Raw genomic sequence first — 21,823 nt, 5'->3', positions numbered from 1 at the left:
ATTGATCAGTGTTTCCCTAGGTCTCCGTAGCTCAGCTGGATAGAGCAGCCCCCTCCTAAGGGGCAGGTCGCAGGTTCGAATCCTGCCGGGGACACCAAATTCATGAGGCCGATGCCGATTTTCGATCTGGCGCCGTGCCCGCATCGGTCGTAAGGTAGGCAGATGGCCATGCTGACGACCGAACAGTCCACCCGCATGATCGATCTGCTTGCCCCGCTGATCGGCATTCAGGGCGAGGTGGATGGTTGTATGGTCGAACTGGTCGAGGTCCTCGACGAGGGGCCTCGGGGTTTGCCCGGGGTCGCCTTGATGAGCATGGGCGCCGAGCGCAGCATCCAGGCCAATCAGTACGGCAATCCCCTCTGTCGCCATTCGGAAATTCGCACCCTCTCGTTGCTGTCAGAGGTTGAACGCGACCTGCACCCGGTCCTGCGACAACTGCTTCCGGAATCCGTCGTGGCCGACCTGCGGGATTTGCTGACGGAGTGAGGGTCTACCCGGCTCCGTTGCATGGGCGCGATCGGGCTTCGACCTCCTCCACCATGGGCTCCAGCCGCGACCACACGGCGTCCAGTAGATGGGGTTGAGCGGCCTCGCTGGGGTGGATTCCGTCGTCCATCAACATGCCGTCTTCCAGCAGGATGTCCTCGAGGAAGAATGGCTCGAATGCCAGCCCCCGCTCCTCGGAAAGATCAGCGAAGACCGCCTCGAAACGCTCGGTATAGCGGCGGCCGTAGTTCGGCGGGATGCGTATGCCCAGCAACAGGGTATTGGCGTCGACGGCCTCGATCGCATCGACCATGGCCTCCAGATTTTCGCGCATGGCCTGCGGGGGCAGGCCGCGCAGGCCATCGTTGCCGCCCAGGGCCAGGATGACGACTTCGAACGCTGCGCGTTCCAGCACGTCGGGTAAGCGACTCCGTCCACCGGCAGTGGTATCACCGCTGATGGATACGTTGACCACTTTCCAGTCCTTCTCTCGCTCGGCCAGCCGTTCGCCCAGCAGGGCCGGCCAGCCGGCGGAATCGGGCATGCCGTACGCGGCACTCAGCGAGTCCCCGAATACCAGGACCCGGAGCGGCTCGAGCGAACGATTTTCGTCCGGTAGGGAATTTGCAGCCGCCACAGGACTCCATAGCAACGCGATCAAGCCCATCACGACCAATGGAATACGCAACATGGATGCATCCTCGTCATTTGTACTGGAGGCCCGGGACCTCGAGCAGCGGATCAACGGACCCAGCGGACCGCTGGACATCCTGCGCGGCATCTCACTGGCGGTCCAGGCGGGCGAGACGGTGGCCATTCTCGGCGCCTCGGGTTCCGGCAAGTCCACCCTTCTCGGGTTGCTTGCAGGTCTGGACGCCCCGAGTGCGGGAGAAGTTCGGCTGCTCGGGCAAACCATCAGCGAACTGGACGAGGATGGCCGGGCCGCCCTGCGCGCCGGCCGGGTCGGGTTTGTGTTCCAGTCCTTCCAGCTCCTGCCGGCACTGACAGCGATGGAAAACACCCTGCTCCCGCTGGAGCTCAACCCGGCCCATGCGCAAGAGAGTCAGGAAACCCTGAACCACTGGGCCTCACAGGCCCTGGAACGCGTGGGTCTGGGCGAACGTTCCGCACACTACCCCCATCAACTCTCCGGTGGCGAGCAACAACGAGTGGCGATTGCCCGCGCCATTGTGGATCACCCGGCGGTGCTGTTCGCCGACGAACCCACCGGGAACCTCGACGGGCGGACGGGGCACCGCATCATCGAGCTGCTGTTCAGCCTCGCGCGCCACCCCGACAGTGATGGGCCGGCAACGGCCCTGGTGCTGGTTACACACGACCCCGAGCTGGCCGGACAATGTGATCGCATTATCTCGATCCAGGATGGTGTGCTCGAATGATCGCCACCCGGGGAACCGACCGCAGCCATCTACGCGCCCTGCTGCGTGGCACCTGGCGTGAATGGCGCTCGGCCGAGCTGCGCGTCCTCGCCGCCGCCCTGGTCGTCGCCGTCGCAGCCGTCGCGGCGGTGGGCTTCTTCACCGATCGGGTGGATCGGGGCATGGCCCAGCAGGCGACCGCGCTGCTGGGGGGTGACCTGGCAGTCGTCAGCGACAACCCGCTGCCGGCAGGCTGGCCTGCCGAAGCGGCGAGCTACGGACTGGAAACGGCGCGTACGGCCTCCCTCCCCAGCGTCGTCTTTACTGCGGACGACGAATCGCGACTGGCCGCCCTGCGCGCGGTCGAGGCGGGCTGGCCACTGAAAGGCGAGGCGCGTATCCGTCCTGGCCGCGAGGCGGACGAGCGGGTCCGCGACCGCGGTCCGGAACCGGGTACGGCCTGGCTGGAGCCGGCGCTGCTCGAGGCCCTGCGACTGGAGGTCGGGGACCGGGTGGAGGTCGGGGACCTCGATCTGGAGGTCGCCGCGATCATCACTCATGAACCGGATCGCGGCAGCAACCTGCTGGATATCGCGCCGCGACTGATGCTGGCCTTCGATGACCTGGAAGCCAGCGGTCTGATCGGCCCCGGCAGCCGCGTACGCTACGAGTTCTTTGCCGCGGGACCCAGCGCCGGGGTCGCGGAGTTCCGTGACTGGCTGGAGGATGACCTGGAGTCCGGCCAGCGCCTGCTGGGTCTGGAGGACGCCAACCCGGAACTGCGCACCGCGATCGAACGTGCGGAGCGCTTCCTCGGCCTCGCCTCGTTGATGGCGGTGCTGCTGGCCGGGGCCGCGATCGCCGTCGCGGCCCATCACTTCGCCCAGCGCCGCGCCGACCCGGCGGCGGTGATGCGCGCTCTGGGAGCCAGCGGACGCCAGGTCCTGCTCACCTACTTCGGCCGTGTTGTGCTGGTCGCGCTGCTGGCCAGTGGGGTTGGGCTCGCGATCGGCTTCGCGGCCCAGTTTGTCCTGGCGGCCCTGCTGGGCGACTGGCTCGCCGGGGACCTGCCTCCGCCCGGTTCCCGCCCGGTCATCGCCGGCCTTGGGGTGGGGCTGATCACGGCCGTGGGCTTTGCCCTGCCCGCTCTGTTGCGGATCGGCCAGGTCTCGCCGCTGCGGGTCCTCCGGCGCGATCTGGGTCTGCCGCCCACCTCGGTCTGGCTGTCCGGCGCCCTGGCACTGCTGGCGTTCGGCGGTCTGCTGTACTGGCAGGCCGCCGATCCCCAACTGGCCGCCTGGGTGCTGGTAGGCACGGCCGTTGCGATCGCGGTGCTGGCCGCACTCGGGATGGCGCTGGTGCTGGCCCTGCGGCCCCTGCGCAACCGCGGCGGCATGGCGCTGCGCTTCGGCTTGGCCAATCTATCCCGTCGGGGTGGCCTGAGTGCCGTGCAGCTCGTGGCCTTCAGCGTAGGCATCCTGGCACTGCTGCTGCTTGCCATTGTCCGGGTGGATCTGCTGGAGGCCTGGGATGCCAGCATCCCCGAGGATGCCCCGAACCAGTTCTTCATCAACATCCAGCCGGGACAGGAGCAGGCCTTCGCCGACCGCGTCGAAGCGGCCGGTCTCGAGCGCCCGCAACTGGACCCGATGATCCGCGGTCGGCTGATCGAGATCAACGACGAGCGCGTGCGTCCGGATGATTTCGACGATGATCGCGACCGCAGGCTGGTGGATCGCGAGTTCAACCTGTCCTACGCCGCGTCGCCCCCGGACCATAACCCCATCGTCGAGGGCGACTGGTTTGGCGAGCAGGGGCAGGACCCCGATACCGGGTGGTCGGTCGAGGCCGGGCTGATGGAACGCTTCAACCTGGCACTCGGGGACCACCTGACGTTCCGTGTCGGCGGTCAGGCTATTCGCAGCCCGATCACCAGTGTCCGCGAGGTCAACTGGGACAGCTTCCAGGTGAACTTCTTCGTCATTGGGCCGCCGCCGTTGCTGGACGAGCAGCCCCGGACCTTTATCACGGCCATGCACGTACCCGAGGCGCAGCGCTCCGCCCAGAACCAGTGGCTGCGCGAATTCCCCGCAGTCTCGGCGATCGATGTCAGCGCGATCCTCGCGCAGGTGCGCGACGTCATGGATCAGGCCACCCGGGCGGTGGAGTACGTCTTCCTGTTCACGCTGATCGCGGGTCTGACCGTGCTCTATGCGGCGGTGCAGGCGACACGCGATGTGCGCCGGCGCGAGGCCGCGCTGCTGCGCACCCTGGGTGCACGCCGCGACCAGATCCGCAACGGCTTGCTCGCCGAATTTGGCGCCCTGGGGCTACTGGCCGGGCTGCTGGCGTCCGTCATTGCCACGGCGGTCGGCGCCCTGCTTGCCTGGCAGGTCTTCGGGTTCGACTACAGCGTGAACCCGCTGACCTTCGTCTACGGCATCGGTGGCGGTACGCTGGGGATTGCCCTGGCGGGCTGGCTCGGCACCCGACGGGTGCTGGATCAGGCGCCCCTGGCGGTCCTGCGCGGACCGGAGTAAGCCTAGGGATCCAGGGAACGGCTGATTCATTCACCCGTCCGCGTTGGTACCCCACTTTTTCGAGACAAGGCGGGGTCCGCAGCGCCCTGATCACTCTCCGGTCCCGCGTCGATCATTGGGACGCAGCGCAGGATCGGAGCAAATGGGGCCCCCTCGTGAGACTCCGCACCCGAGGATCCGGTCATTTTCCGTACATGATGTCCACGTCGAGGAATCCGAACAGGACCAGCAGCGCCAGCGCCCAGAGGTAGAACGAGAAGACCTTGAGGTTGGCGCGGTACAGGAAAAACAGGACCATCTTCAACGAGACGATCCCGACCAGGGCGGACACCACGAAGCCCACCGCGAGCGCCGTCCAGTTCAGATTCCCCAGCCCGTCGCCATTGAGCACGTCCAGTGACTGCACGGCGGTGGCGGCGAGGATGGTCGGAATCGCGAGGAAGAAGCTGTACTCCGCCGCCCAGCGCCGCTTGAGCCCGGTGAACAGGGCGAAGGTGATGGTCATGCCGCTGCGCGAGAGCCCCGGGATCAGTGCAAAGCCCTGGGCCACGCCGATGATGGTAGCAATCTTCGGACTCAGCTGGCGCAGCCCCAACGGGCGCCGTTGCAGCCGGTCCGTCCACCACAGCAATACCCCGGTCAGGCTAAGCGTGCCCGCGATCAGGGTCGGGTGGGCGAACACCTGCTCGAAGCCCGCCTTCAGGGTGAATCCGACCACCGCGGTCGCGAACACCGAAAGCACCACCAGCAGGGCCAGACGCAGGGACAGCATCTCGCGCCCGGCCGACCCGCGGGCCGATGCCCACTGCAGGCTTTCGCGGGCAATGCCACCGGTCAGCCGGGTCAGGCTCTTGCGGAAGACGAAGACGATCGAGACCAGGGTGCCCACGTGCACTACCAGGTCGAACAGGATCATCTCGGGGCTCTCGGGCGCCGGCAGCGGTTCGCCCTGACGGATCAGCCAGTGCTGGGTCAGGACCAGGTGCGCGGTCGAACTGACCGGCAGAAACATAAAGATGCCCTGAACGACCCCGAGCAGGGCAGCGACCCAGACTGTCATTGCAGATACCGCTCCATGAACCCGAGGCGGGCCGCAGTATACGGAAAACGCCAGGGAGACGCCGGGACCCCGTTCGCACGCCCAGGCAGGCGTCGATCAGACTCGGAACTGGGTGGTCAGTCCCCGCAGCCGCTCGATCCGCCCCACCAGGGCGTCCGTCTCGCTGGCCGTGGCTTCGGCATTCCCCGCGGTGATCTGGGCCCCCTGGCTAACCTCCGTGAGCGTGCCATCCACCTCGCGCGCGACCTCCGCCTGTTGCGATACCGCCCCGGAGATCTCGTTGTTGAGATCACGGATGCGTTCCACCGCTGAACGGATCGCCTGCAGGGCGTCGCCCGCACCAGCGGCCTGGTCCACTCCGGCCTCGCCCCTCTCGCGGCTGCGCTCCATCGCGCTGGCCGCCGCCCGGGCGCCGGCCTGCAGGCGTTCGATCATGGCCTGGATCTCGGTGGTGGAGTCCTGTGTACGCGTGGCGAGGGTCCGCACCTCGTCCGCTACGACAGCGAATCCCCTTCCCTGCTCCCCCGCCCGCGCGGCTTCAATGGCCGCATTGAGCGCCAGCAGATTGGTCTGCTCGGCAATGCCGCGGATCACGTCAAGCACCGAACCGATGCTGTCCGACTCGGACTGCAGGCGCGCCACCTGCTCGTTTGCGGTGCCAATCTCGCTCGCCAGTTCGCGCATCGTGCGGACCGAGGCGTCCACCACATCGGACCCGGTACGCGTCTCGCTCTCGGCCTGATCTGCGGCTTCCGACGCGGTTTGGGCATTGCGCGCGATCTCCTCGGCCGAGGCCGTCATCTGGTTCATCGCGGTAGCAACCTGGCCGATCCGGGCTTGTTGCTGCTGCACCTCCTTGTTGGTCTCTTCCGCCACGCGATGAAGGGTGCCGACGGACTCCCCCAGTTCACGCGCATGTTCCACCATCTCCGAAACCATCCCCTGCAAGCGCTCGATAAATGCGTTGAACAGACGCGCCAAACGATCAATCCCGTCATTGCGCGGGGCATCGATCCGCTGGCTCAGATCGCCCTCACCCTCCGATACCCCGCGAAACTGCGAGGCCAGATGCGCCAGGCGCCGCCGAATCATCAACACGAACAGGAAATACACCACGACGACCACGCCGATCGCGACACCCAGCATCATCGCGTTGACCTGCCAGGCCGCAAGATCCAGCAGACGATTGATCTCGAGCGCCACCTCGGCCTCCAGTGCCGGGGTCGTCTCGTGGCCCTGCATGACCCCCGTCAACGTCGCCTCCATACCCCCCTTGAGCGTTGCGGTGTGCCAGAACACCGCGGCAGCGGCAATTAGAAAGAACACCCCCACGATCGCGCTCAGGGCCAGCGAGAACCGTCCGGCGAGTGACAGCCGGCCCAACCCCTTGATCGACTCCATTGAATTCCCCTGTATTTCGGCTTCAGAAGCCTTGTTATTATTGGCATGTAACGGCCGGGCTGTGCGGTTTCTGAACCCCGAATACGCCCCGGCCTTCACTCAGCGGCAACGACCGAACTTGTGACGGGTGTCCGGAGCGATTAAGGTTCCAAGACATATGCGCGCATGCATATCCTTCAAAACCGCGAACCGACGATTCCTTCCCTATGCAGCTCACTCGCTATACTGATTTCTCCCTTCGGGTCCTGATGTACCTCACCGTGCAACCGCGCGACCAGCGCGTGACCGTGAGCGATATCTCCGAGCAGTTCACGATCCCGCGCAACCACCTGGTAAAGATCGTTCACCAGCTCGGCCAGAAGGGCTACATCATCACCCGGCGTGGCAAGGGGGGCGGGATCTCGCTCGCCTGCGAGCCGAACGAGATCAACGTAGGCAGTGTCATCCGCGACATGGAGCCGAACCTGAACGTGGTGGACTGCGAGAATCCCGTCTGCCCGATTCTCCCTGGTTGCCAGTTGCGTGGGGTACTGAACGATGCGCGCGATGCCTTCCTGGACGTCCTCGACCGCTACACCATCGCCGATGTCACCCAGGCGCCGGATTATCTCTACGAACTGCTGAACCCCAGCAAGAGCGCCTGATTCTTCTCATGCGGCCATGGATCGGCTGACGCACCCCCGCCGCCACGCCAACCCGGCCCCGTGCGTGCGCCGCACGCTGGGGGGCGCACTGGTGGTTCTGCTATTCGCAGCCTCCCCGGTCGATGCCCGGGTGACCTGCCCCTCCCCCGGGGCCGAGGTCGCCCCTCTCGCCGAGCTCCGCGCCGGCGCGGTCGCCGAGGGGGATGCCGTCATCGCGGAGGGCATCGTCACGGGCGTGTTTATGGGGCCCGATCAACTCGGCGGGTTCTATCTGCAGCAGGGCGCCGGGCCCGACTCGGCCGGTATGTTCGTGTATGCCCCGCGGCGCGAGCCGGTCTCGACCGGCGAGCATGTGCAAGTACACGGGGTCTTTAGCCGCCACCGCGGACGCCCGCAGATCGCTCGGCTGGACCGCATCCAGGGCTGCGGGCACGGCGAACTGCCGGCACCGCTGGAGGTGCGCCTGCCTGACGACGCCAGCCGCCTCGGCGAGTACGCCGACCTCCGTGTTCGCTTTGCGCAGACGCTGGCGGTGACCGCCAACCACGAACTCGCGCGCTATGGCAGCCTGACGCTCTCGGCCGGGGGGCGGCTCATGCACCCCGGCCAGACCGGGGCCGCAGGAACCGCCCGGGACGAGAATCGCCGGATCACCCTGGATGATGGCAGCTATCGCGCGAACCCCGACCCGATCCCCTATCGCGACGATCATGGCACGCGCCGGGTGGGCAGCACGCTGGAAGGCCTGACCGGGATCCTGACCCACGCCTTCGGCGACCATCGCATCCATCCCACCCACTCGCTGGACTGGCTCGGCGGCGAGCGCCCCGAACCGCCGTCGACGCCGGGGACGGACCACCTGCGCATCGCCACCGCCAATCTGGAGAACGACTTCGTGACGCTGGGCGAGCGCGGCGCACAAAACCGGGCGGAACGCGAGCGCCAGACGGCCAAGCTGGATGCCCTGCTGCAAACGCTGGACGCCGACCTGCTGGGCGCGGTCGAACTGGAAAACGCCAAGGCGGCGCGCCGGCAGCTGGTCGAACGACTGAATGCCGTCCCTCCGCCGCGCGGCGACTATGCGGCCATCGCCCACCCGGGGCCGGGCGACGACGCGATCAAGGTGGCCCTGCTCTACCGTCCGGACCGATTGCAACTCGTTGGGTCCGCCACCGATCGCGATGCCGTGCATCATCGCCCGCCATTGCTCGGCTGGTTCCAGCAACCCGGGAGTGGCAAGCGTTTCGGGGCCGTGGTGGTGCACTTCAAGGCGAAGAGCGGTTGCCCCGACGCGGGCGATATCGACCGCGGCCAGGGTTGCTGGAATGAACGGCGCACGGCCCAGGCCGAACGTCTGGTGACATGGATCCGGAAACAGCAACGCAATGAGTTTGCCAATGTTCCCGTACTGATCCTCGGCGACCTGAACGCCTACGCCGCCGAAGACCCGGTGCGAACGCTGGCCGCGGCCGGCAAGCGGGACCTGGTGCATGACGATCCAGCGTCCGCCCATACCTATGTCTTTCGCGGCCGGGCCGGACAGCTGGATTACCTGCTGGGTCCCGATGCCTTGCGCGACGCCGTGCACGACGGGGCGACCTGGCCGGTCAATGCAGACGAACCCGGCTTCCTCGGCTTTAACGGTCGCGCGCCCGCCACGGGGCCCTGGCGCGCCTCGGATCACGACCCGGTCTGGGCGGATCTCCGCCTGGATTGAGGGACGGCCCAACCCCGCTCCGGCGGCCTGCCGGTCAGTCGCGCGCGGACGCTTCCGCCTCGGCCTCCGGCACGTTGTCGACGATGCGCACGGGTAACGGGCTTCCATCCAGGCCACCCAGCGTGCGCTGCGGGAACGGGATATCAATCCCCGCCTCGTCCAGCGCGGCCTTCACACCCTCGTGCATGGAATTGCGCAGGTCCAGGAACTTCTCCCGCCGCGCCCACACCGAGAGCTGAATCTTCAGCGCGGAATCACCGTACTCGAGGAAGATAAACAGCGGCTTGGGCTCCTCCAGACAGACTGGATTGCGCTCGGCCACGCCCATGAGCACGTCGCGCAACTGCTTGAGATCAGTCCGGTAGCCCACCCCGATTTGCATGTCCAGGCGGCGGATGGGGAAGCGGCTGAGATTGGTCAGTTGCGTCTTCACCAGGGTCTCGTTCGGCACGCGCACCATCAGGTTGTCGAAGGTGCGCAGCTTGACCGACAGCGGGTCGATCGACAGCACCTCGCCCGTGGCATCCCCGACCTTGATGACATCCCCCACGGAGAACGGGCGTTCGCCAATCAGGAACAGCCCCGAGATCAGGTTCGAGGCCGAGGTCTGCGATGCAAAGCCAAGCGCGACCGTCAGGATGCCGGCCGCGCCCAATAGCACGGTGAGATCGAACCCCAGCTCGCGCAGCGCCGAGGCCAGCACCAGCAGAACGATCAAGTAAAAGCTGATGCGGCGGGTGAGCATGACCTGCTGCGCGTCGAGCTTGTCCTCCAAAGCGCGCGCCAGACCGCGCGACAGCAGGCGCGCCAGCAACAGGCCCACCAGCAGATAGACCGCGGCGCGGATGGCGGCGAGAAAGGCCTCGCTGGTCACAAAGGTCTGAGCGGTTTGCAGCCATTCATTCATCGCGCCGGAAGCTCCCTACTGAAACAGGGCGGTGAACGCCCTGACCATCAAATGCCGCCCCCCGGCCTGGCGGGGTTCGGCGATGCGCTGGGCCCCGCCGGCCACGCCGGGAGGACCGGAGTCGATCTTCATGTCCGCCATGTCGCGATCTTCCTCGCGCTCCATGCGCACCGCCGGGGTCCACAACCGGTGGTGCTCGTCGGCGAACACCGGAAGGCGCGGCACCGGCAGGTTCACGCGTTCCAGGAACAGGGCATCCGAAGCCTTGTTCTCGATGGTCAGCGGCGTGATGACGCGGTGCGGGCGCACGGGCACGTCGGCCAGGTCCAGGCGAGCCTGGGTGCGGGTGGCATAACAGAGCTCCCCGTTCACGGTATTCGGGCCGAACCAGGTATCGGACGGCGTATAGACCGGAAACTCCTGCACCATGGCGTCGCCCAGGTGCAGCTGCACCCAGGCCGGGGAACTCAGATAAAGCGTGACCTGACCACGGGCCGGCACATAGAAGGGGTTTTGCGGCCGGCTGACCATCGGCCGATCCGCCAGGGCCACCCGCAGCTCCGGTACCGAATCCGCCGGGGATCCGGCAAAACGCAGCAGGTCGTTCGCATCGGCAGGGAACCCATCGGCGCAGGGAACATCGATCGCCAGTGTGGCATCGGCGGGGTCGCGCGGGCGTTCCAGGACCATCTGCCATTCCTGCTCGCCGTGCAGCAGCCAGAGGTCCAGGGGGCCGATGGACCAGCGTCCATGTTGCCCCGATGCAAGTCCCCGGCGCCCCCACCAGGCCGCATCGTTGGTACTCATGGTTGGATTCTGCGGCATCGTCCGCCCTGTCGTGGTGTTGGCGCCACTGTAAACCAGAACACCCCGTCCGCGGGAGAAGCATCCTCAGGACAATGGCGCCATTCGCCGAGCGTCAGAAGAGATCGAGCTGCCCTTCGGACCGCGTCTTCTGCGGGTGCGGGGGCGGGGGCGGGACAAACTGGTTGCAGTCCAGCTCCACGAGACGTCCGGCCAGCCCCGCCCGGCGCCGCGCCAGCCGGAAGCGCTGCCGCAACAGCTCCGCATACGGCCCGGCCCCGCGCATACGGTGACCGAAGGTGGAATCGTAGACCTTGCCCCCATGCGCCTCGCGCAGGCGCTGCAGTATGTGCTCCGCCTTGAGCGGGTGATGCGTGCGCACCCAGTCCTCGAATAGTGGGGCCACCTCACGCGGGAGCCGGAGCAGCACATAGCCGGCGGCCACTGCGCCAGCCGCCGCCCCGGCATCCAGCAAGACCTCCAGCTCCCCGTCCGTGAGCACGGGGATCAACGGCGCCACCAGCAAGCTGACGGGGACACCCGCCGCCGTGAGCCGCTCCACGGTCTGCAAGCGCCGTTGCGGGGCCGCCGCGCGCGGCTCCAGATGTCGCGACAGCCCGCGATCCAGGGTCGTCACCGAGATCGCCACCTGCACCAGTCCGCGCTCCGCCATCGGACCCAGCAAATCCAGGTCGCGCTCGACCAGTGCGGACTTGGTCACAATGGATACGGGATGCCCGGTCTCGGCCAGCACCTCCAGCAGCTCACGCGTGATCCGCCATTCACGTTCGATCGGCTGGTACGCATCGGTGTTGATCCCGAGCGCCAACGGGGTCACCCGGTGGGACGGTCGCGCCAGTTCGCGCCGCAGGCAGTCGGCCGCGCCGACCTTGGCGAACAGCCGGCTCTCGAAGTCGAGCCCCGGCGAAAGGCCCACATAGGCATGGGCCGGCCGCGCAAAGCAGTAGGCACAGCCGTGCTCGCAGCCACGATAAGGGTTCAGGGAGAGCTCGAATGGCACATCCGGGGACTGATTCCAGGACAGGACGCTGCGCGGGTGCTCGACCGTCACCTCGGTGCGCAGCGGCGCCGGTGCCTCGCCATCACCGACCCACCCGTCGTCGAAGGGTTCGTGCCGGGTCGACTCGAAGCGAGCATGGGGATCGATGGTCGCGCCCCGGCCCTTGGTCGGTCCATGGACCGGCTTCATTGGCTGGGGCCATCCATGCGCTCGCACAGCTGTCGGAAATAGCCGGACTCGGAGAGCATGCCCCGACCCGCATCGCTGCGGTTCAGCCGGTCGAGCAGCAAGCGCAGGCGCTTGGCCGCCTGCTGGCGCGCCGCCTCGTCATCCGCCGCCTGCAGCAACGCCTCCGTGGAGGCGATCTCGCCCCTCAGTTGCACGGCCTCGGGGACATAGCCGGCGTTCTTCATCACCCGGAAGGCCATGCGCAGCTCTTGCGGCACCGCGCTGTCATCATCCAGTTCCAGGGGTCGACCCGCCCCCGGGAGGTCATCGAACTCCCCGCGGCGCGCCGCATCGGCCAGCTGGGCCTCGATCTGTAACTCGGTTAGCAACATCCCGTAGTCCGTTGTTCATGCGCCGGGCCGCGCTTGTTGAGGCCCCGCCCGATTTACCGTAACGTCCAGCTCTTCCACAAACCGTCCCCGTCTGGACCCCGATGGCACTCACCCCGCGAGACAATCCACCGGCGTCCAGCGTACGCGCGCTTGTTCCGGCCCGCGAGGCATTACGCGCCGATCCCCAGTTCGACACCTATCTGACGCGCCAGATCCCGGTGCTGGTGGCGCTGTCCCTGGTCCCCGGCCTGGGCTACATCCTGCTGGGTGCGCTGCACGGGGCCTTCACCGCGGCTGCAGCCTGGTACAGCGTGATGCTTGCCGCATCGCTCTGGGGCCTGCAGCTGTATTGGCGTTATCACCGCTCACCCTTGTCGCCGGAGCAACGGCTCCGCTGGCGGCTGCACCTCACCCTCTTCCTGTATCTCTACTTGGCGTTGTGGACCGCGATCTTTCTGATCTTTGTGCGCCTGGACTCGCACAATCTCCACTACATCGCCATTTTCACGCAGATCGGCGCCACCACGGTGGTCGCGGCCCTGCTCTACCCGGCCCCCTGGGTTTTCCGGCCGCTAATCCCGGCCATGATGGTGCCGCTGGCCGGGTATTTCCTGCTAATCGGGGACTGGTATAGCTATGTCCTGGCGGCCTTCTCGGCAACCCTTGCCCTGGTCCTGTTTTACGCGGCCAACAGCAGCTTCGGGCTGCTGCGCAACAGCTTCCACCAGGCCTCCCACGATGCCCTGACCGGGCTGAACAATCGCGCCGCCTTCATCGAGCATCTCGAACAAAGCCTCGAGGTCCTGCAACATCACGGACAGCACTCGTACCTGCTGCTGATCGATCTGGACCATTTCAAGACGGTCAACGACCTGCTGGGGCACGACATCGGCGACGAGCTGCTGAAGTCCGTGACGCGCGACTTCGCCAACGCCCTGCCCCCGGGCCACCACCTCGCCCGCCTGGGCGGCGACGAGTTCGTCATCGTGGCCCCTGGCAAGGAAGACCGCCAGACCTGCGAGCGCGCCGCCCGGCGCCTGGCGCATTCGCTGCTCCAGGTGGTCAAGACGCCCTACATTATCCGCAACCATCACCTGCACGTGAGCGCGAGCATCGGCATCCGCCTGATCGAGCCCGCGCAGCCGGTCGACTCGCATCAGCTCGTGCGCGAGGCCGATATCGCCATGTACGAAGTAAAAGACCGCGGGCGCGACGGCGTGGTCGTCTTCAGCGACGAGTTGTCGCGGGCGGTGGAGCGGCATCTGCAGATCGAGCGCTGCCTGCACTTTGCATTGCACAATCGCGAGATCGAGGTCCTGTTCCAGCCCCAGGTGGATACCACTGGGCGGATCCGCAGCGCCGAGACCCTGATTCGCTGGCACAGCGCCGAGCTGGGCGCCGTGTCACCGGCGGAGTTCATCCCCATCGCCGAACAGACCGGCTATATCAGCGAACTGGGCGACGCGGTGATCGCGCGGGCGTTCCAGGCCTTGCGCGACTGGGATCGCGCCGGGTTCCCCCTGGAGCAGCTCGCAATCAACATCAGCCCGCGGCAACTGGTGCACCTGAACTTCGTCCACCGCATGCAAGACCTGATCACCCGCTATCTGGGCCGTGAACACGCCCACCGCATCACGCTCGAGATCACCGAGCACGTGGTGGCGGAGGATACCGACCGGGTGATCCATATCATGCAGGCCCTGCGGCACATGGGCCTACGCTTCTCGATGGACGACTTCGGGACCGGGTTTTCCTCGCTCAGCTACCTCAAGCGTCTCCCGTTCGACGAACTCAAGATCGACCGGAGCTTCGTCCGCCAGGTCGACCACGACCCGGACGACCAGGCCATGGTGCGCACAATCTGCGACATCGCACGCCAATTCGGTCTGGCGGTGGTGGCCGAGGGGGTCGAGACCGAGGCCCAGTACCGTTGGCTGACCACCCACGGTGACCTGCGCTTTCAAGGCTTCCTGTTCGCCCGGCCCATGGATGCCAATGCCTTTTTCGACCACTGCCGCCGCGCGCCAGCGCTGAAGCCGGACACCAATCGAGCGGCGCCGGCGGCCGGATAGGAAACCGGCCTCAGGCCCCGCCGGTCGCGGCCGGCAGCACCCAGAGCGTCAGTGACAGCAGGATCGCCGTCAGGCTGACCCCGATCAGCGGCAACATCATCACGCCGGCCAGGGCCTCGCGCCGGAACAGGCGCACGGCCATGCCACCCAGGGTCAGCGCCCAGCCCAACGCCACGAAGAACGCCAGCGCGTTCAGTTCGGCCCGCCACAGCAGGATCAGGGCCACCGGGAGCCCAAGGTTGAGGATCACCACCCCCATCTCCTGGCTGCCCGCGGCTCGTCCGGCAGACAGCGCATAGGCATACGCGGCCCAGACCATCAGCAGACCGAAGCCCAGGGCACCGGCGGCCGGCGAGCTGAGCGGCGCGCGCAGGATCGGCGCGCCGGCCGGCTCCAGCCCGACCCCAAGCGCCACGATCAGCAACGCCACCCCCAGGCTGATGGCCATCCAGAACAACAGGGTCCCGCGTTGCACATTGGGTTCGGTCATGTCTCCATCCTCGTCTTGTCCTGTACTCGTCTACCCTGCTGACCGCCGAGCCGTTACAGGGTTCGCCACGCCGGCCGCTTCCGGAGGCTGGACTACGCCAGCTGCCAGGCGATCGTCTCGCCTGCGCGCAGGGGCACACCCGGATCATGCCCGAACAGTACGGCCTCCGGTACGGTCCACGGGGACCGCTCCAGCGTCAGCTTGTCGGTATTGCGCGGCAGTTTGTAAAAATCGGGGCCAAAATGACTGGCAAAGCCCTCCAGCCGGTCCAGTGCGTCCGCCGCGGCAAAGGCCTCCGCGTACAGCTCGATGGCCGCGTGCGCGGAATAGATCCCGGCACAGCCACACGCCGACTCCTTCGCGTGGCGTGGATGCGGAGCGCTATCGGTCCCCAAAAAGAAGCGCGGGTGGCCACTGGTGGCCGCCTCGAGCAGCGCCTTGCGGTGGCGTTCGCGCTTCAGGATCGGCAGGCAGAAGTGATGCGGCCGCATGCCGCCCGCGAACAGCGCATTGCGGTTGTACAGCAGGTGCTGGGGCGTGATCGTGGAGCCGACGTTGGCCGGCCCGTCCTGGATGAACTGCACGGCCGACTCGGTGGTGATGTGTTCCAGCACCACCCGAAGCTCCGGAAAATCGCGGATCAGCGGCTCCAGGTGGCGCTCGATAAACACCGCCTCGCGATCGAAGATGTCCACGTCCGGATCGGTCACCTCGCCGTGAATCAGCAACGGCAGGTCCACCCGCTGCATCGCCTCGAACACCGGATAGCAGCGGCGGATATCGGTCACGCCACTGGCCGCATTGGTGGTGGCACCCGCGGGATAGAGCTTGACCCCGTGCACGAACCCGGAGGCCTGCGCCGCGTCGATCATGCCCGGTGTCGTGCCCTCGGTCAGGTACAGCGTCATCAGGGGTTCGAAGTCCGCCTCCTCCGGCAGCGCCGCCAGAATGCGGTCGCGGTACTCGGCGGCGGCCTCCACCGTCGTCACCGGCGGTTTCAGGTTGGGCATGATGATGGCGCGGCGGAAGCGGCGCGCCGTGTCCGGCAGTACCGTCGCCAGCACATCGCCATCGCGCAGGTGCAGGTGCCAGTCATCCGGTCGAGTCAGGGTCAGGCGGTTCATCCGTAGTTCCCTTCGCAGGGGGGCCGTCCGGTACTGGGCCCCGTCACAGTGTATGAGTCATGAGGATAACGCGCGGTGCAACTCGGCCGCGGACCAGCCCTCGACCACCACGGTCTTGCTGCGCGAGGTCGCACCGGCTACCACCTGCACGGCCGACTTGGGACAGTCCAGTTCCGCCGCCAGGAGCTCGATCACCGCCGCGTTGGCGCGGCCCTTCTCGGGCGGTGCCTGGACCTGAAGTTTGAGCGTGTCGCCCATCCAGCCGCCAATGGCGTTGCGCTTGCTCCCGGGCGCCACCTTGACCTTCAACCGGCCCAAAAACCCTACCCGGCCGGGCGCGTCGCCATGTAGGCGCTGAAGACGCCGAGCTGGACATTGCGCTGCACGTCTTCGAATCCGACGGATCGCAGGGTTTCCATGATGTCCTCCGGGGGGACGCACTGATCGATGGTGTCCCAGAAATAGCGCATCAGCAGTTGCCCGTCCGGGTCGCGGGTGAGAACCTTCCCCACGAACGGCACGAAATCGCGGAAATAGAAACGCGCCAGGCCAAACTGGAACTTCGTACGTGGCCGCGAGACCTCGAGAATGGTGCAGCGCCCGCCGGGCTTCAACACGCGGAAGTACTCGCTGAACAACTCGTGCAGGTCGCGCACATGGCGAAGCCCATACCCCATGTACAGACGGTCGTACTGCTGGTCGCGCAAGGGCATCTGTTCGCCCAGGCTCTGCACGAACGTGGCATCCATCTTGGTTCGGGCCACATCCATCATGCCGCGGCTCGGGTCCACGCAGGTCAGGTGGTCATCGCCCACCACCTTGCGGATCTCCTCTGCAACCGGGCCGGTGCCGGTGGCCACGTCCAGCACCTCCATGCCGGCCTCGAGACCGGATTGTTTCAGGACAAACCGGCGATACGACTGCCCGGTGCCGAAGAAGCCGACCCGCAGGATTCGGTCGTAATACGGGGCAGTCCGGTCGAACAGGTCGTCGACGTAGGCGCGCCGGCTGGCTTCATCCCCGTAGTAGTCCTTCAGGACCGGGTGTGGCTTCTTGGTGGTTGGCTGCATTGCGTGTACTCCCCAGGCAAGGGACCGGCGCCACCGCAAGTCGGCGGCCTGACCGGCCCGGCATCAATCCTTCATGGTGTCGCGAACGTCGCGGCCAGACGCTCCGAATAAAGTCCCTCGATCTCCACCAGCAACTCCTCGCGGCAGATATCCCCGTGCAGCAACAGGCACGGCACATCGTGACCAAGGCGCGCGCGCAAGTGACGTTCCGCGGCCGACGCATCGGCCGCATGGCGCAGGTACACCTTGAGCAGCGACAGGTCGCGCGGCCTCTCCACCCGAACCGGGTGATCCGTGGCGGCCTGTTCCAGCAGGACACCGACATTGCGCAGGCTTTCGTCGATCTGCGCCTCGAGATCGCCAACATGCCGGCTTTCATGGCCGACAATACTGGCGGTGCCCGAGATAAACAGCTCGGCCGATTCCGGCCCCGACTGCCACAGACTGGCGCGGGCAAACGAAGGGCTGCGCGGCCCGTACTGAGGCGGGTAGTGATACGCGCTGACCTGGCGCGGATTCTCGATACGCGCGGCCGCCTCGCGAGTGGCAATGAAATAGATCAGCAAGCCGTCGGAATGGGTGCCAATCGCCGTCGCCGCCGGCAGGAACTGGTCGTACTCCGGCAATGCCTCGAACACCCGCGCCCGCCCGCTGCAGAAGCCACGATAGCGCTCCTGGCCGGCGACCGGGTCATTGATCGCGGGAAGATAGTTCCACACCCGCACCAGGTGCTCGAAACCCAGCGCACGGCAGCCATCCAGGATCTCGCGGTACGCGCGCTCGGTCAGGGGGTCCGGGTCGCCTGCGGCATCCAGCGGCTGAATCCAGCAACCGATCAGGCAATCCTTGTGGCGAAGGTAGCTCAGCGAGCCTTCCACCCCGGTCTCGCCCTCGGCGCCGTCCGGCAGCGACCAGCATTCCGCCCAGTCCGACTCGCCACCCAGGGGCTCCAGCCCCACGCGGATCTCCAGACGCCCGGGCTTGCATTTCACACCGCTCGCCCCGCCAAAGCGGATCACCACCGGCGCCGACGCGGATTCCGGCTGCTTATCACGACAATAGGTAACCGTCAGGGGGGCTTTTGCGGCAGATTCGCTCATTCCGGACGCCAGGGAGATCCATTCCAGCCAAAACAGCCGCGGAGTCTACCAATCTCCCACGAGGGAAACACGGGTTCTCCCCTCGACCTGCCCCTTCCAGTCTCTTTGTCCGTTCGTCATTGAGGGCCGTAGACCGCCACACCCGCATCGCGGAGGAACGCCCGCAGGCCCTCCGTGTAGTCGTCCCCCGTGGCCAGAAAAGCGTCGTTGTGGCCACCCTTCATCTCCAGCACTCGCGCATTCGTAGCGGCGGCCCGCAGGCGTTTGGCATGCTCGAATGGCACGATCTCGTCTTCGGCACTATGAGCCAGCAGGATGGGCGCGGAGATCGCGCCCACCCGGCCCAGGGTGTCGTATTGGTGCCGCAGCAGCGCCCGCACCGGGAGCCAGGGGTAATGCCGCGCCCCCAGATCGGCAGCCGAGGTAAAGGCGGATTCCAGGATCACCGCTGCCGGCTCCACGCCCGTTGCCAGTTCCGCCGCGACTGCCGCCCCCAGCGAACGGCCAAACAGCACGATCTCCTCTGGCGAAACCGAACGGTCATCAATCAGGTACTGCCAGGCGGCGCGGGCATCCGCGTAGGTGCCGGCCTCGTCGGGGCGCCCCGAACTCCGCCCGTAGCCGCGGTAATCGATGATCAGCACGGCCAGTCCCAGCTCGTGGAACTGGCGTAGGGAATGCAACCGGTGACCGATGTTTCCGGCATTGCCATGCAGGAAGAGCAACACGGGCGTGTCGCCCCCGGGCCCCGGCAGGAACCAGCCATGAATCCGAACCCCATCTTCGGTGACCAGCTCGACCTCCTCGTAGTCCAGCCCAATGCGCTCCGGCGTGCTGGTCACCGTGCTCGACGGCAGATAGATCAGACGATCCTGAGTCACGAAGATCAGCGCGGTTACCAGGACATAGCCCAGCCCCACGAGCAGCAGGATCTTGAACAAGTTGGCCATATCCCGATCCTGATCCCGGTCACCCCCGTTCGCAAGCCTCTCGCCACCTTCTGCGCTCCCGTACAATAGGGCTCTCGCTCTGTTTCGACGATTGCCTCCATGCGCCATTCGCTGCTGACCAATACCGATCTGCAGGGGCTCGACCGCGACGCGTTGCTGCGCCATTTCGCGGGCAGCCAGCCCCTGGACGACGCCACCGGCCTGCAGCTGGCCGAGGCACTGGATCAAGCACTGGAGGCCGTCGATACCGCCGGGCTTGAATCGCATCCACTGGACGTGGCCGAGATCCTGCGCCATCTCAACGTCGATCGGCAGACGCTGATTGCGACCTTGCTGGTACCCGTGTATCTGGCGGACCTGCTCAAGCCGGCCGAGCTCGAGCAGCGCTTCGGTGCCGCGGTGGCCCGGCTGACCACCAACGTCGCCGCGCTGGTGCGCCGCCGCTTCGAGGCCCCGGCCGGGCGTCCGGAACAGGCCGAACGCCTGCGCCGCATGCTGATGGCCATGGTGGACGACGTGCGCGCCGTGCTGATCAAGCTGGCGTTTCGGGTGCAGCACCTGCGCCAGCTGGTCCGCGAGCCCGACGAAGGCGCCCGCATCCTCGCCCAGGAGACCCTCGACGTCATCGCACCGCTGGCCAACCGCCTCGGGGTGGGCCAGCTCAAGTGGGAGATGGAAGACCTCGCCCTGCGCATCCTGGAACCCGAAACCTACCGCGACATCGCCGTCGGCCTCGAAGAAAACCGCACTGAAAGAGAATCCTACGTCGAAGAGTTCGCCCGCACGTTGAAGACACGCCTGCAGGCAGACGGCATCGAGGCCCGGGTCTTCGGCCGGCCGAAGCACATCTACAGCATCTGGAAAAAGATGCAGCGCAAGCGCACCTCGCTGTCGGAGCTGTACGATCTGCGCGCCACCCGCGTGATCGTCGACCAGCTGGCCACCTGCTACACCGTGCTCGGCATCGTCCACAACGACTGGCGCCACTTGCCCAGCGAATTCGACGACTACATCGCCAACCCCAAGGACAACGGCTACCAGTCCCTGCACACGGCCGTGGTCGGACCGGAGGGCAAGGTCGTGGAAGTGCAGATCCGCACCCGCGAGATGGACGACTTCGCCGAGCTCGGGGTCGCCGCGCACTGGCGCTACAAGGAAGGCGGGCGTGAGGATCAGGCGCTCAACCGCGCCATCAACAGCCTGCGGCAGCTGCTGGAGGCCGCCGACAACAACGACCAGAACCTGCTCGACGAGATCCAGAGCGAACCGCTGCACCAACGCGTGTTCGTGCTCACGCCCCAGGGCGAAGTGCTGGACCTGTCCCAGGGCGCGACCCCGCTGGACTTCGCCTACGCCGTTCACACCGAGGTCGGCCACCGCTGCCGCGGCGCCAAGGTCGACGGCCATATCGTCCCGCTCACCTACAAGCTGAAGTCCGGCGAGCGCGTGGAGATCCTGACCACCCGCGAAGGCGGGCCCAGCCGCGACTGGCTGAGCCCCGCGCTGGGCTATCTCAACACCGCCCGCGCGCGCTCCAAGGTCCGCACCTGGTTTCGTCAGCAGCACCAGGACGAACACCTGGCGACCGGCAAGCACCTGTTCGATCGCGAATGCCAGCGCCTCGGCTGCGGCCACATCCTCGACCGCAGCGCGCTGGCCGAGGCAATGAAGTATCAGACCTTCGACGAACTCCTGATTGCCCTGGGCGCGGGGGATGTCACCACCGCCCAGATCGCCGGACGCATTTCCCACCAGCTGCGCGACGCCCGAACGGGCGAACAGCCGGCTGCCACCCCTGCGCCACAGCGGCCGCGCCGCCACGAGGGCGAAGCCAAACCGGACGACATCCGAATCCGGGGTGTGGGTGGGCTACTAACCACTCGTGCCCAGTGCTGCAATCCGCAGACCGGTGATCCGATCATCGGCTTCATCACCCGCGGCGCCGGCGTCTCCGTGCACCGCAGCGACTGCGTAAACATCCTGCACATGCCGGAAGACAAGCGCGGCCGCCTGATCCCCGTCTCCTGGGGCGAAGAGCCCGAACGCGAGGCGATCACCCTGGAGGTGGATGCCCACGACCGCCCCGGCCTGCTGGGCGAAGTCGGCAACGCCTTCTCCGAATGCGGCATCAACCTGCTGCGCGTAAACACCGAAACCAACCGCGAAGACCGCAGCGTCCGCATGGAACTGGAAGCCGAATTCAGCGACCTCGGCGAACTCAGCCACCTCTTCGACCGCCTCCAATCCCTCAGCAGCGTCCAAACCGTCCGCCGCCTACCCCCAAACCCCTGACCGCATCTCGTCAACCAGACCGTACATCGCCGCCCCTTCCCGTCATCCCGGCACAACGTGCGCTCCCCGTCATCCCGGCCGTAGCGCAGCGAAGAGCCGGGATCTCCCACGCCGGACACGCCCCAACGCGCGGGCGCACCGCGCCACAGAGATCCCGGATAACCGCTCCGCGGTTTCCGGGATGACGGGAGGGGGGATCGAGC

20 protein-coding genes and 1 tRNA gene are annotated in these 21,823 nt (G+C 66.7%); 8 read left to right on the top strand and 13 right to left on the bottom strand.

Going from position 1 to position 21,823, the window contains the following annotated elements:
• Positions 1 to 20: 20 nt before the first annotated feature.
• Together G335_RS0110855 and G335_RS0110850 are read left to right on the top strand one after the other, a co-directional pair.
• Positions 21 to 97, top strand: a tRNA-Arg gene (locus G335_RS0110855).
• 65 nt (positions 98 to 162) lie between these two features.
• Entirely contained in the window at positions 163 to 489 is a 327-nt protein-coding gene (locus G335_RS0110850; RefSeq protein ID WP_018169809.1) for a hypothetical protein, read from the top strand.
• A 4-nt stretch (positions 490 to 493) separates the two neighbouring features.
• On the opposite strand, the gene G335_RS0110845 is transcribed toward G335_RS0110850, so the two are convergent.
• The gene (locus G335_RS0110845; protein ID WP_026304828.1) at positions 494 to 1,180 is read right to left on the bottom strand and encodes an arylesterase; all 687 of its coding nucleotides are present in this window, start codon (positions 1,178 to 1,180) and stop codon (positions 494 to 496) included.
• Here G335_RS0110845 and G335_RS0110840 point away from each other — a divergent pair.
• Positions 1,179 to 1,889: an ABC transporter ATP-binding protein gene (locus tag G335_RS0110840; RefSeq protein ID WP_018169811.1), complete on the top strand. Its 711-nt coding sequence runs from the start codon at positions 1,179 to 1,181 to the stop codon at positions 1,887 to 1,889. The genes G335_RS0110845 and G335_RS0110840 overlap by 2 nt on opposite strands.
• Positions 1,886 to 4,408, top strand: a complete 2,523-nt coding sequence (locus tag G335_RS0110835; protein ID WP_018176771.1) for an ABC transporter permease — start codon at positions 1,886 to 1,888, stop codon at positions 4,406 to 4,408. The genes G335_RS0110840 and G335_RS0110835 overlap by 4 nt, the downstream gene beginning before the upstream one ends.
• A gap of 181 nt (positions 4,409 to 4,589) precedes the next feature.
• On the opposite strand, the gene G335_RS0110830 is transcribed toward G335_RS0110835, so the two are convergent.
• Positions 4,590 to 5,468, bottom strand: a complete 879-nt coding sequence (locus tag G335_RS0110830; RefSeq protein WP_018169813.1) for an undecaprenyl-diphosphate phosphatase — start codon at positions 5,466 to 5,468, stop codon at positions 4,590 to 4,592.
• A gap of 96 nt (positions 5,469 to 5,564) precedes the next feature.
• On the bottom strand, positions 5,565 to 6,869 hold the full coding sequence (locus G335_RS0110825) for a methyl-accepting chemotaxis protein (RefSeq protein ID WP_018176770.1): 1,305 nt from the start codon (positions 6,867 to 6,869) through the stop codon (positions 5,565 to 5,567).
• Positions 6,870 to 7,075: 206 nt separating this feature from the next.
• Between G335_RS0110825 and G335_RS0110820 the strand changes: the two genes are divergently transcribed.
• Both G335_RS0110820 and G335_RS0110815 read left to right on the top strand, forming a co-directional pair.
• Positions 7,076 to 7,513 (top strand): Rrf2 family transcriptional regulator, encoded by a 438-nt coding sequence (locus G335_RS0110820; RefSeq protein ID WP_018145638.1) that lies wholly within the window; start codon positions 7,076 to 7,078, stop codon positions 7,511 to 7,513.
• 16 nt (positions 7,514 to 7,529) lie between these two features.
• The gene (locus G335_RS0110815) at positions 7,530 to 9,230 is read left to right on the top strand and encodes an ExeM/NucH family extracellular endonuclease (protein ID WP_018176769.1); all 1,701 of its coding nucleotides are present in this window, start codon (positions 7,530 to 7,532) and stop codon (positions 9,228 to 9,230) included.
• Between the two features lie 34 nt (positions 9,231 to 9,264).
• On the opposite strand, the gene G335_RS0110810 is transcribed toward G335_RS0110815, so the two are convergent.
• The 4 genes from G335_RS0110810 to G335_RS0110795 all read right to left on the bottom strand — a co-directional run bounded on the left by G335_RS0110810 (position 9,265) and on the right by G335_RS0110795 (position 12,522).
• Positions 9,265 to 10,137: a mechanosensitive ion channel family protein gene (locus G335_RS0110810; RefSeq protein ID WP_018145636.1), complete on the bottom strand. Its 873-nt coding sequence runs from the start codon at positions 10,135 to 10,137 to the stop codon at positions 9,265 to 9,267.
• 15 nt (positions 10,138 to 10,152) lie between these two features.
• Entirely contained in the window at positions 10,153 to 10,962 is an 810-nt protein-coding gene (locus tag G335_RS0110805; protein ID WP_018176768.1) for a hypothetical protein, read from the bottom strand.
• Between the two features lie 94 nt (positions 10,963 to 11,056).
• Positions 11,057 to 12,151, bottom strand: a complete 1,095-nt coding sequence (locus tag G335_RS0110800) for a PA0069 family radical SAM protein (protein WP_018176767.1) — start codon at positions 12,149 to 12,151, stop codon at positions 11,057 to 11,059.
• Positions 12,148 to 12,522 carry a DUF1992 domain-containing protein gene (locus tag G335_RS0110795; protein WP_018145633.1) on the bottom strand — a complete coding sequence of 125 codons (375 nt, stop codon included), beginning with the start codon at positions 12,520 to 12,522 and terminating at the stop codon, positions 12,148 to 12,150. The genes G335_RS0110800 and G335_RS0110795 overlap by 4 nt, the downstream gene beginning before the upstream one ends.
• A 101-nt stretch (positions 12,523 to 12,623) precedes the next feature.
• Here G335_RS0110795 and G335_RS0110790 point away from each other — a divergent pair, with 101 nt between their 5' ends.
• Positions 12,624 to 14,594, top strand: coding sequence for a bifunctional diguanylate cyclase/phosphodiesterase (locus G335_RS0110790; protein WP_018176766.1), 1,971 nt, complete (start codon positions 12,624 to 12,626; stop codon positions 14,592 to 14,594).
• A 10-nt stretch (positions 14,595 to 14,604) separates the two neighbouring features.
• Here the strand turns inward: G335_RS0110790 and G335_RS0110785 are convergent, their stop codons facing one another.
• The 6 genes from G335_RS0110785 to G335_RS0110760 all read right to left on the bottom strand — a co-directional run bounded on the left by G335_RS0110785 (position 14,605) and on the right by G335_RS0110760 (position 19,328).
• On the bottom strand, positions 14,605 to 15,084 hold the full coding sequence (locus tag G335_RS0110785) for a hypothetical protein (RefSeq protein ID WP_018169820.1): 480 nt from the start codon (positions 15,082 to 15,084) through the stop codon (positions 14,605 to 14,607).
• A 92-nt stretch (positions 15,085 to 15,176) separates the two neighbouring features.
• Positions 15,177 to 16,208: a dihydroorotase gene (gene pyrC, locus G335_RS0110780; protein WP_018176765.1), complete on the bottom strand. Its 1,032-nt coding sequence runs from the start codon at positions 16,206 to 16,208 to the stop codon at positions 15,177 to 15,179.
• Between the two features lie 57 nt (positions 16,209 to 16,265).
• Positions 16,266 to 16,526: a DUF167 domain-containing protein gene (locus G335_RS0110775; RefSeq protein ID WP_026304827.1), complete on the bottom strand. Its 261-nt coding sequence runs from the start codon at positions 16,524 to 16,526 to the stop codon at positions 16,266 to 16,268.
• A gap of 5 nt (positions 16,527 to 16,531) precedes the next feature.
• On the bottom strand, positions 16,532 to 17,278 hold the full coding sequence (locus G335_RS0110770) for a class I SAM-dependent methyltransferase (protein WP_018176763.1): 747 nt from the start codon (positions 17,276 to 17,278) through the stop codon (positions 16,532 to 16,534).
• Between the two features lie 71 nt (positions 17,279 to 17,349).
• Positions 17,350 to 18,378, bottom strand: coding sequence for a hypothetical protein (locus tag G335_RS0110765; RefSeq protein ID WP_026304826.1), 1,029 nt, complete (start codon positions 18,376 to 18,378; stop codon positions 17,350 to 17,352).
• Positions 18,379 to 18,494: 116 nt separating this feature from the next.
• Positions 18,495 to 19,328, bottom strand: a complete 834-nt coding sequence (locus G335_RS0110760; protein ID WP_018176761.1) for an alpha/beta hydrolase — start codon at positions 19,326 to 19,328, stop codon at positions 18,495 to 18,497.
• Positions 19,329 to 19,427: 99 nt separating this feature from the next.
• On the opposite strand from G335_RS0110760, the gene G335_RS0110755 reads away from it, so the two are divergent.
• Positions 19,428 to 21,620 (top strand): bifunctional (p)ppGpp synthetase/guanosine-3',5'-bis(diphosphate) 3'-pyrophosphohydrolase, encoded by a 2,193-nt coding sequence (locus G335_RS0110755; RefSeq protein WP_018176760.1) that lies wholly within the window; start codon positions 19,428 to 19,430, stop codon positions 21,618 to 21,620.
• Positions 21,621 to 21,823 lie beyond the last annotated feature (203 nt).

It is taken from the genome of Thioalkalivibrio sp. AKL8 (genome assembly GCF_000380525.1).
Lineage (GTDB): Bacteria > Pseudomonadota > Gammaproteobacteria > Ectothiorhodospirales > Ectothiorhodospiraceae > Thioalkalivibrio > Thioalkalivibrio versutus.
This window is presented reverse-complemented; position numbering and strand designations above follow the sequence as displayed.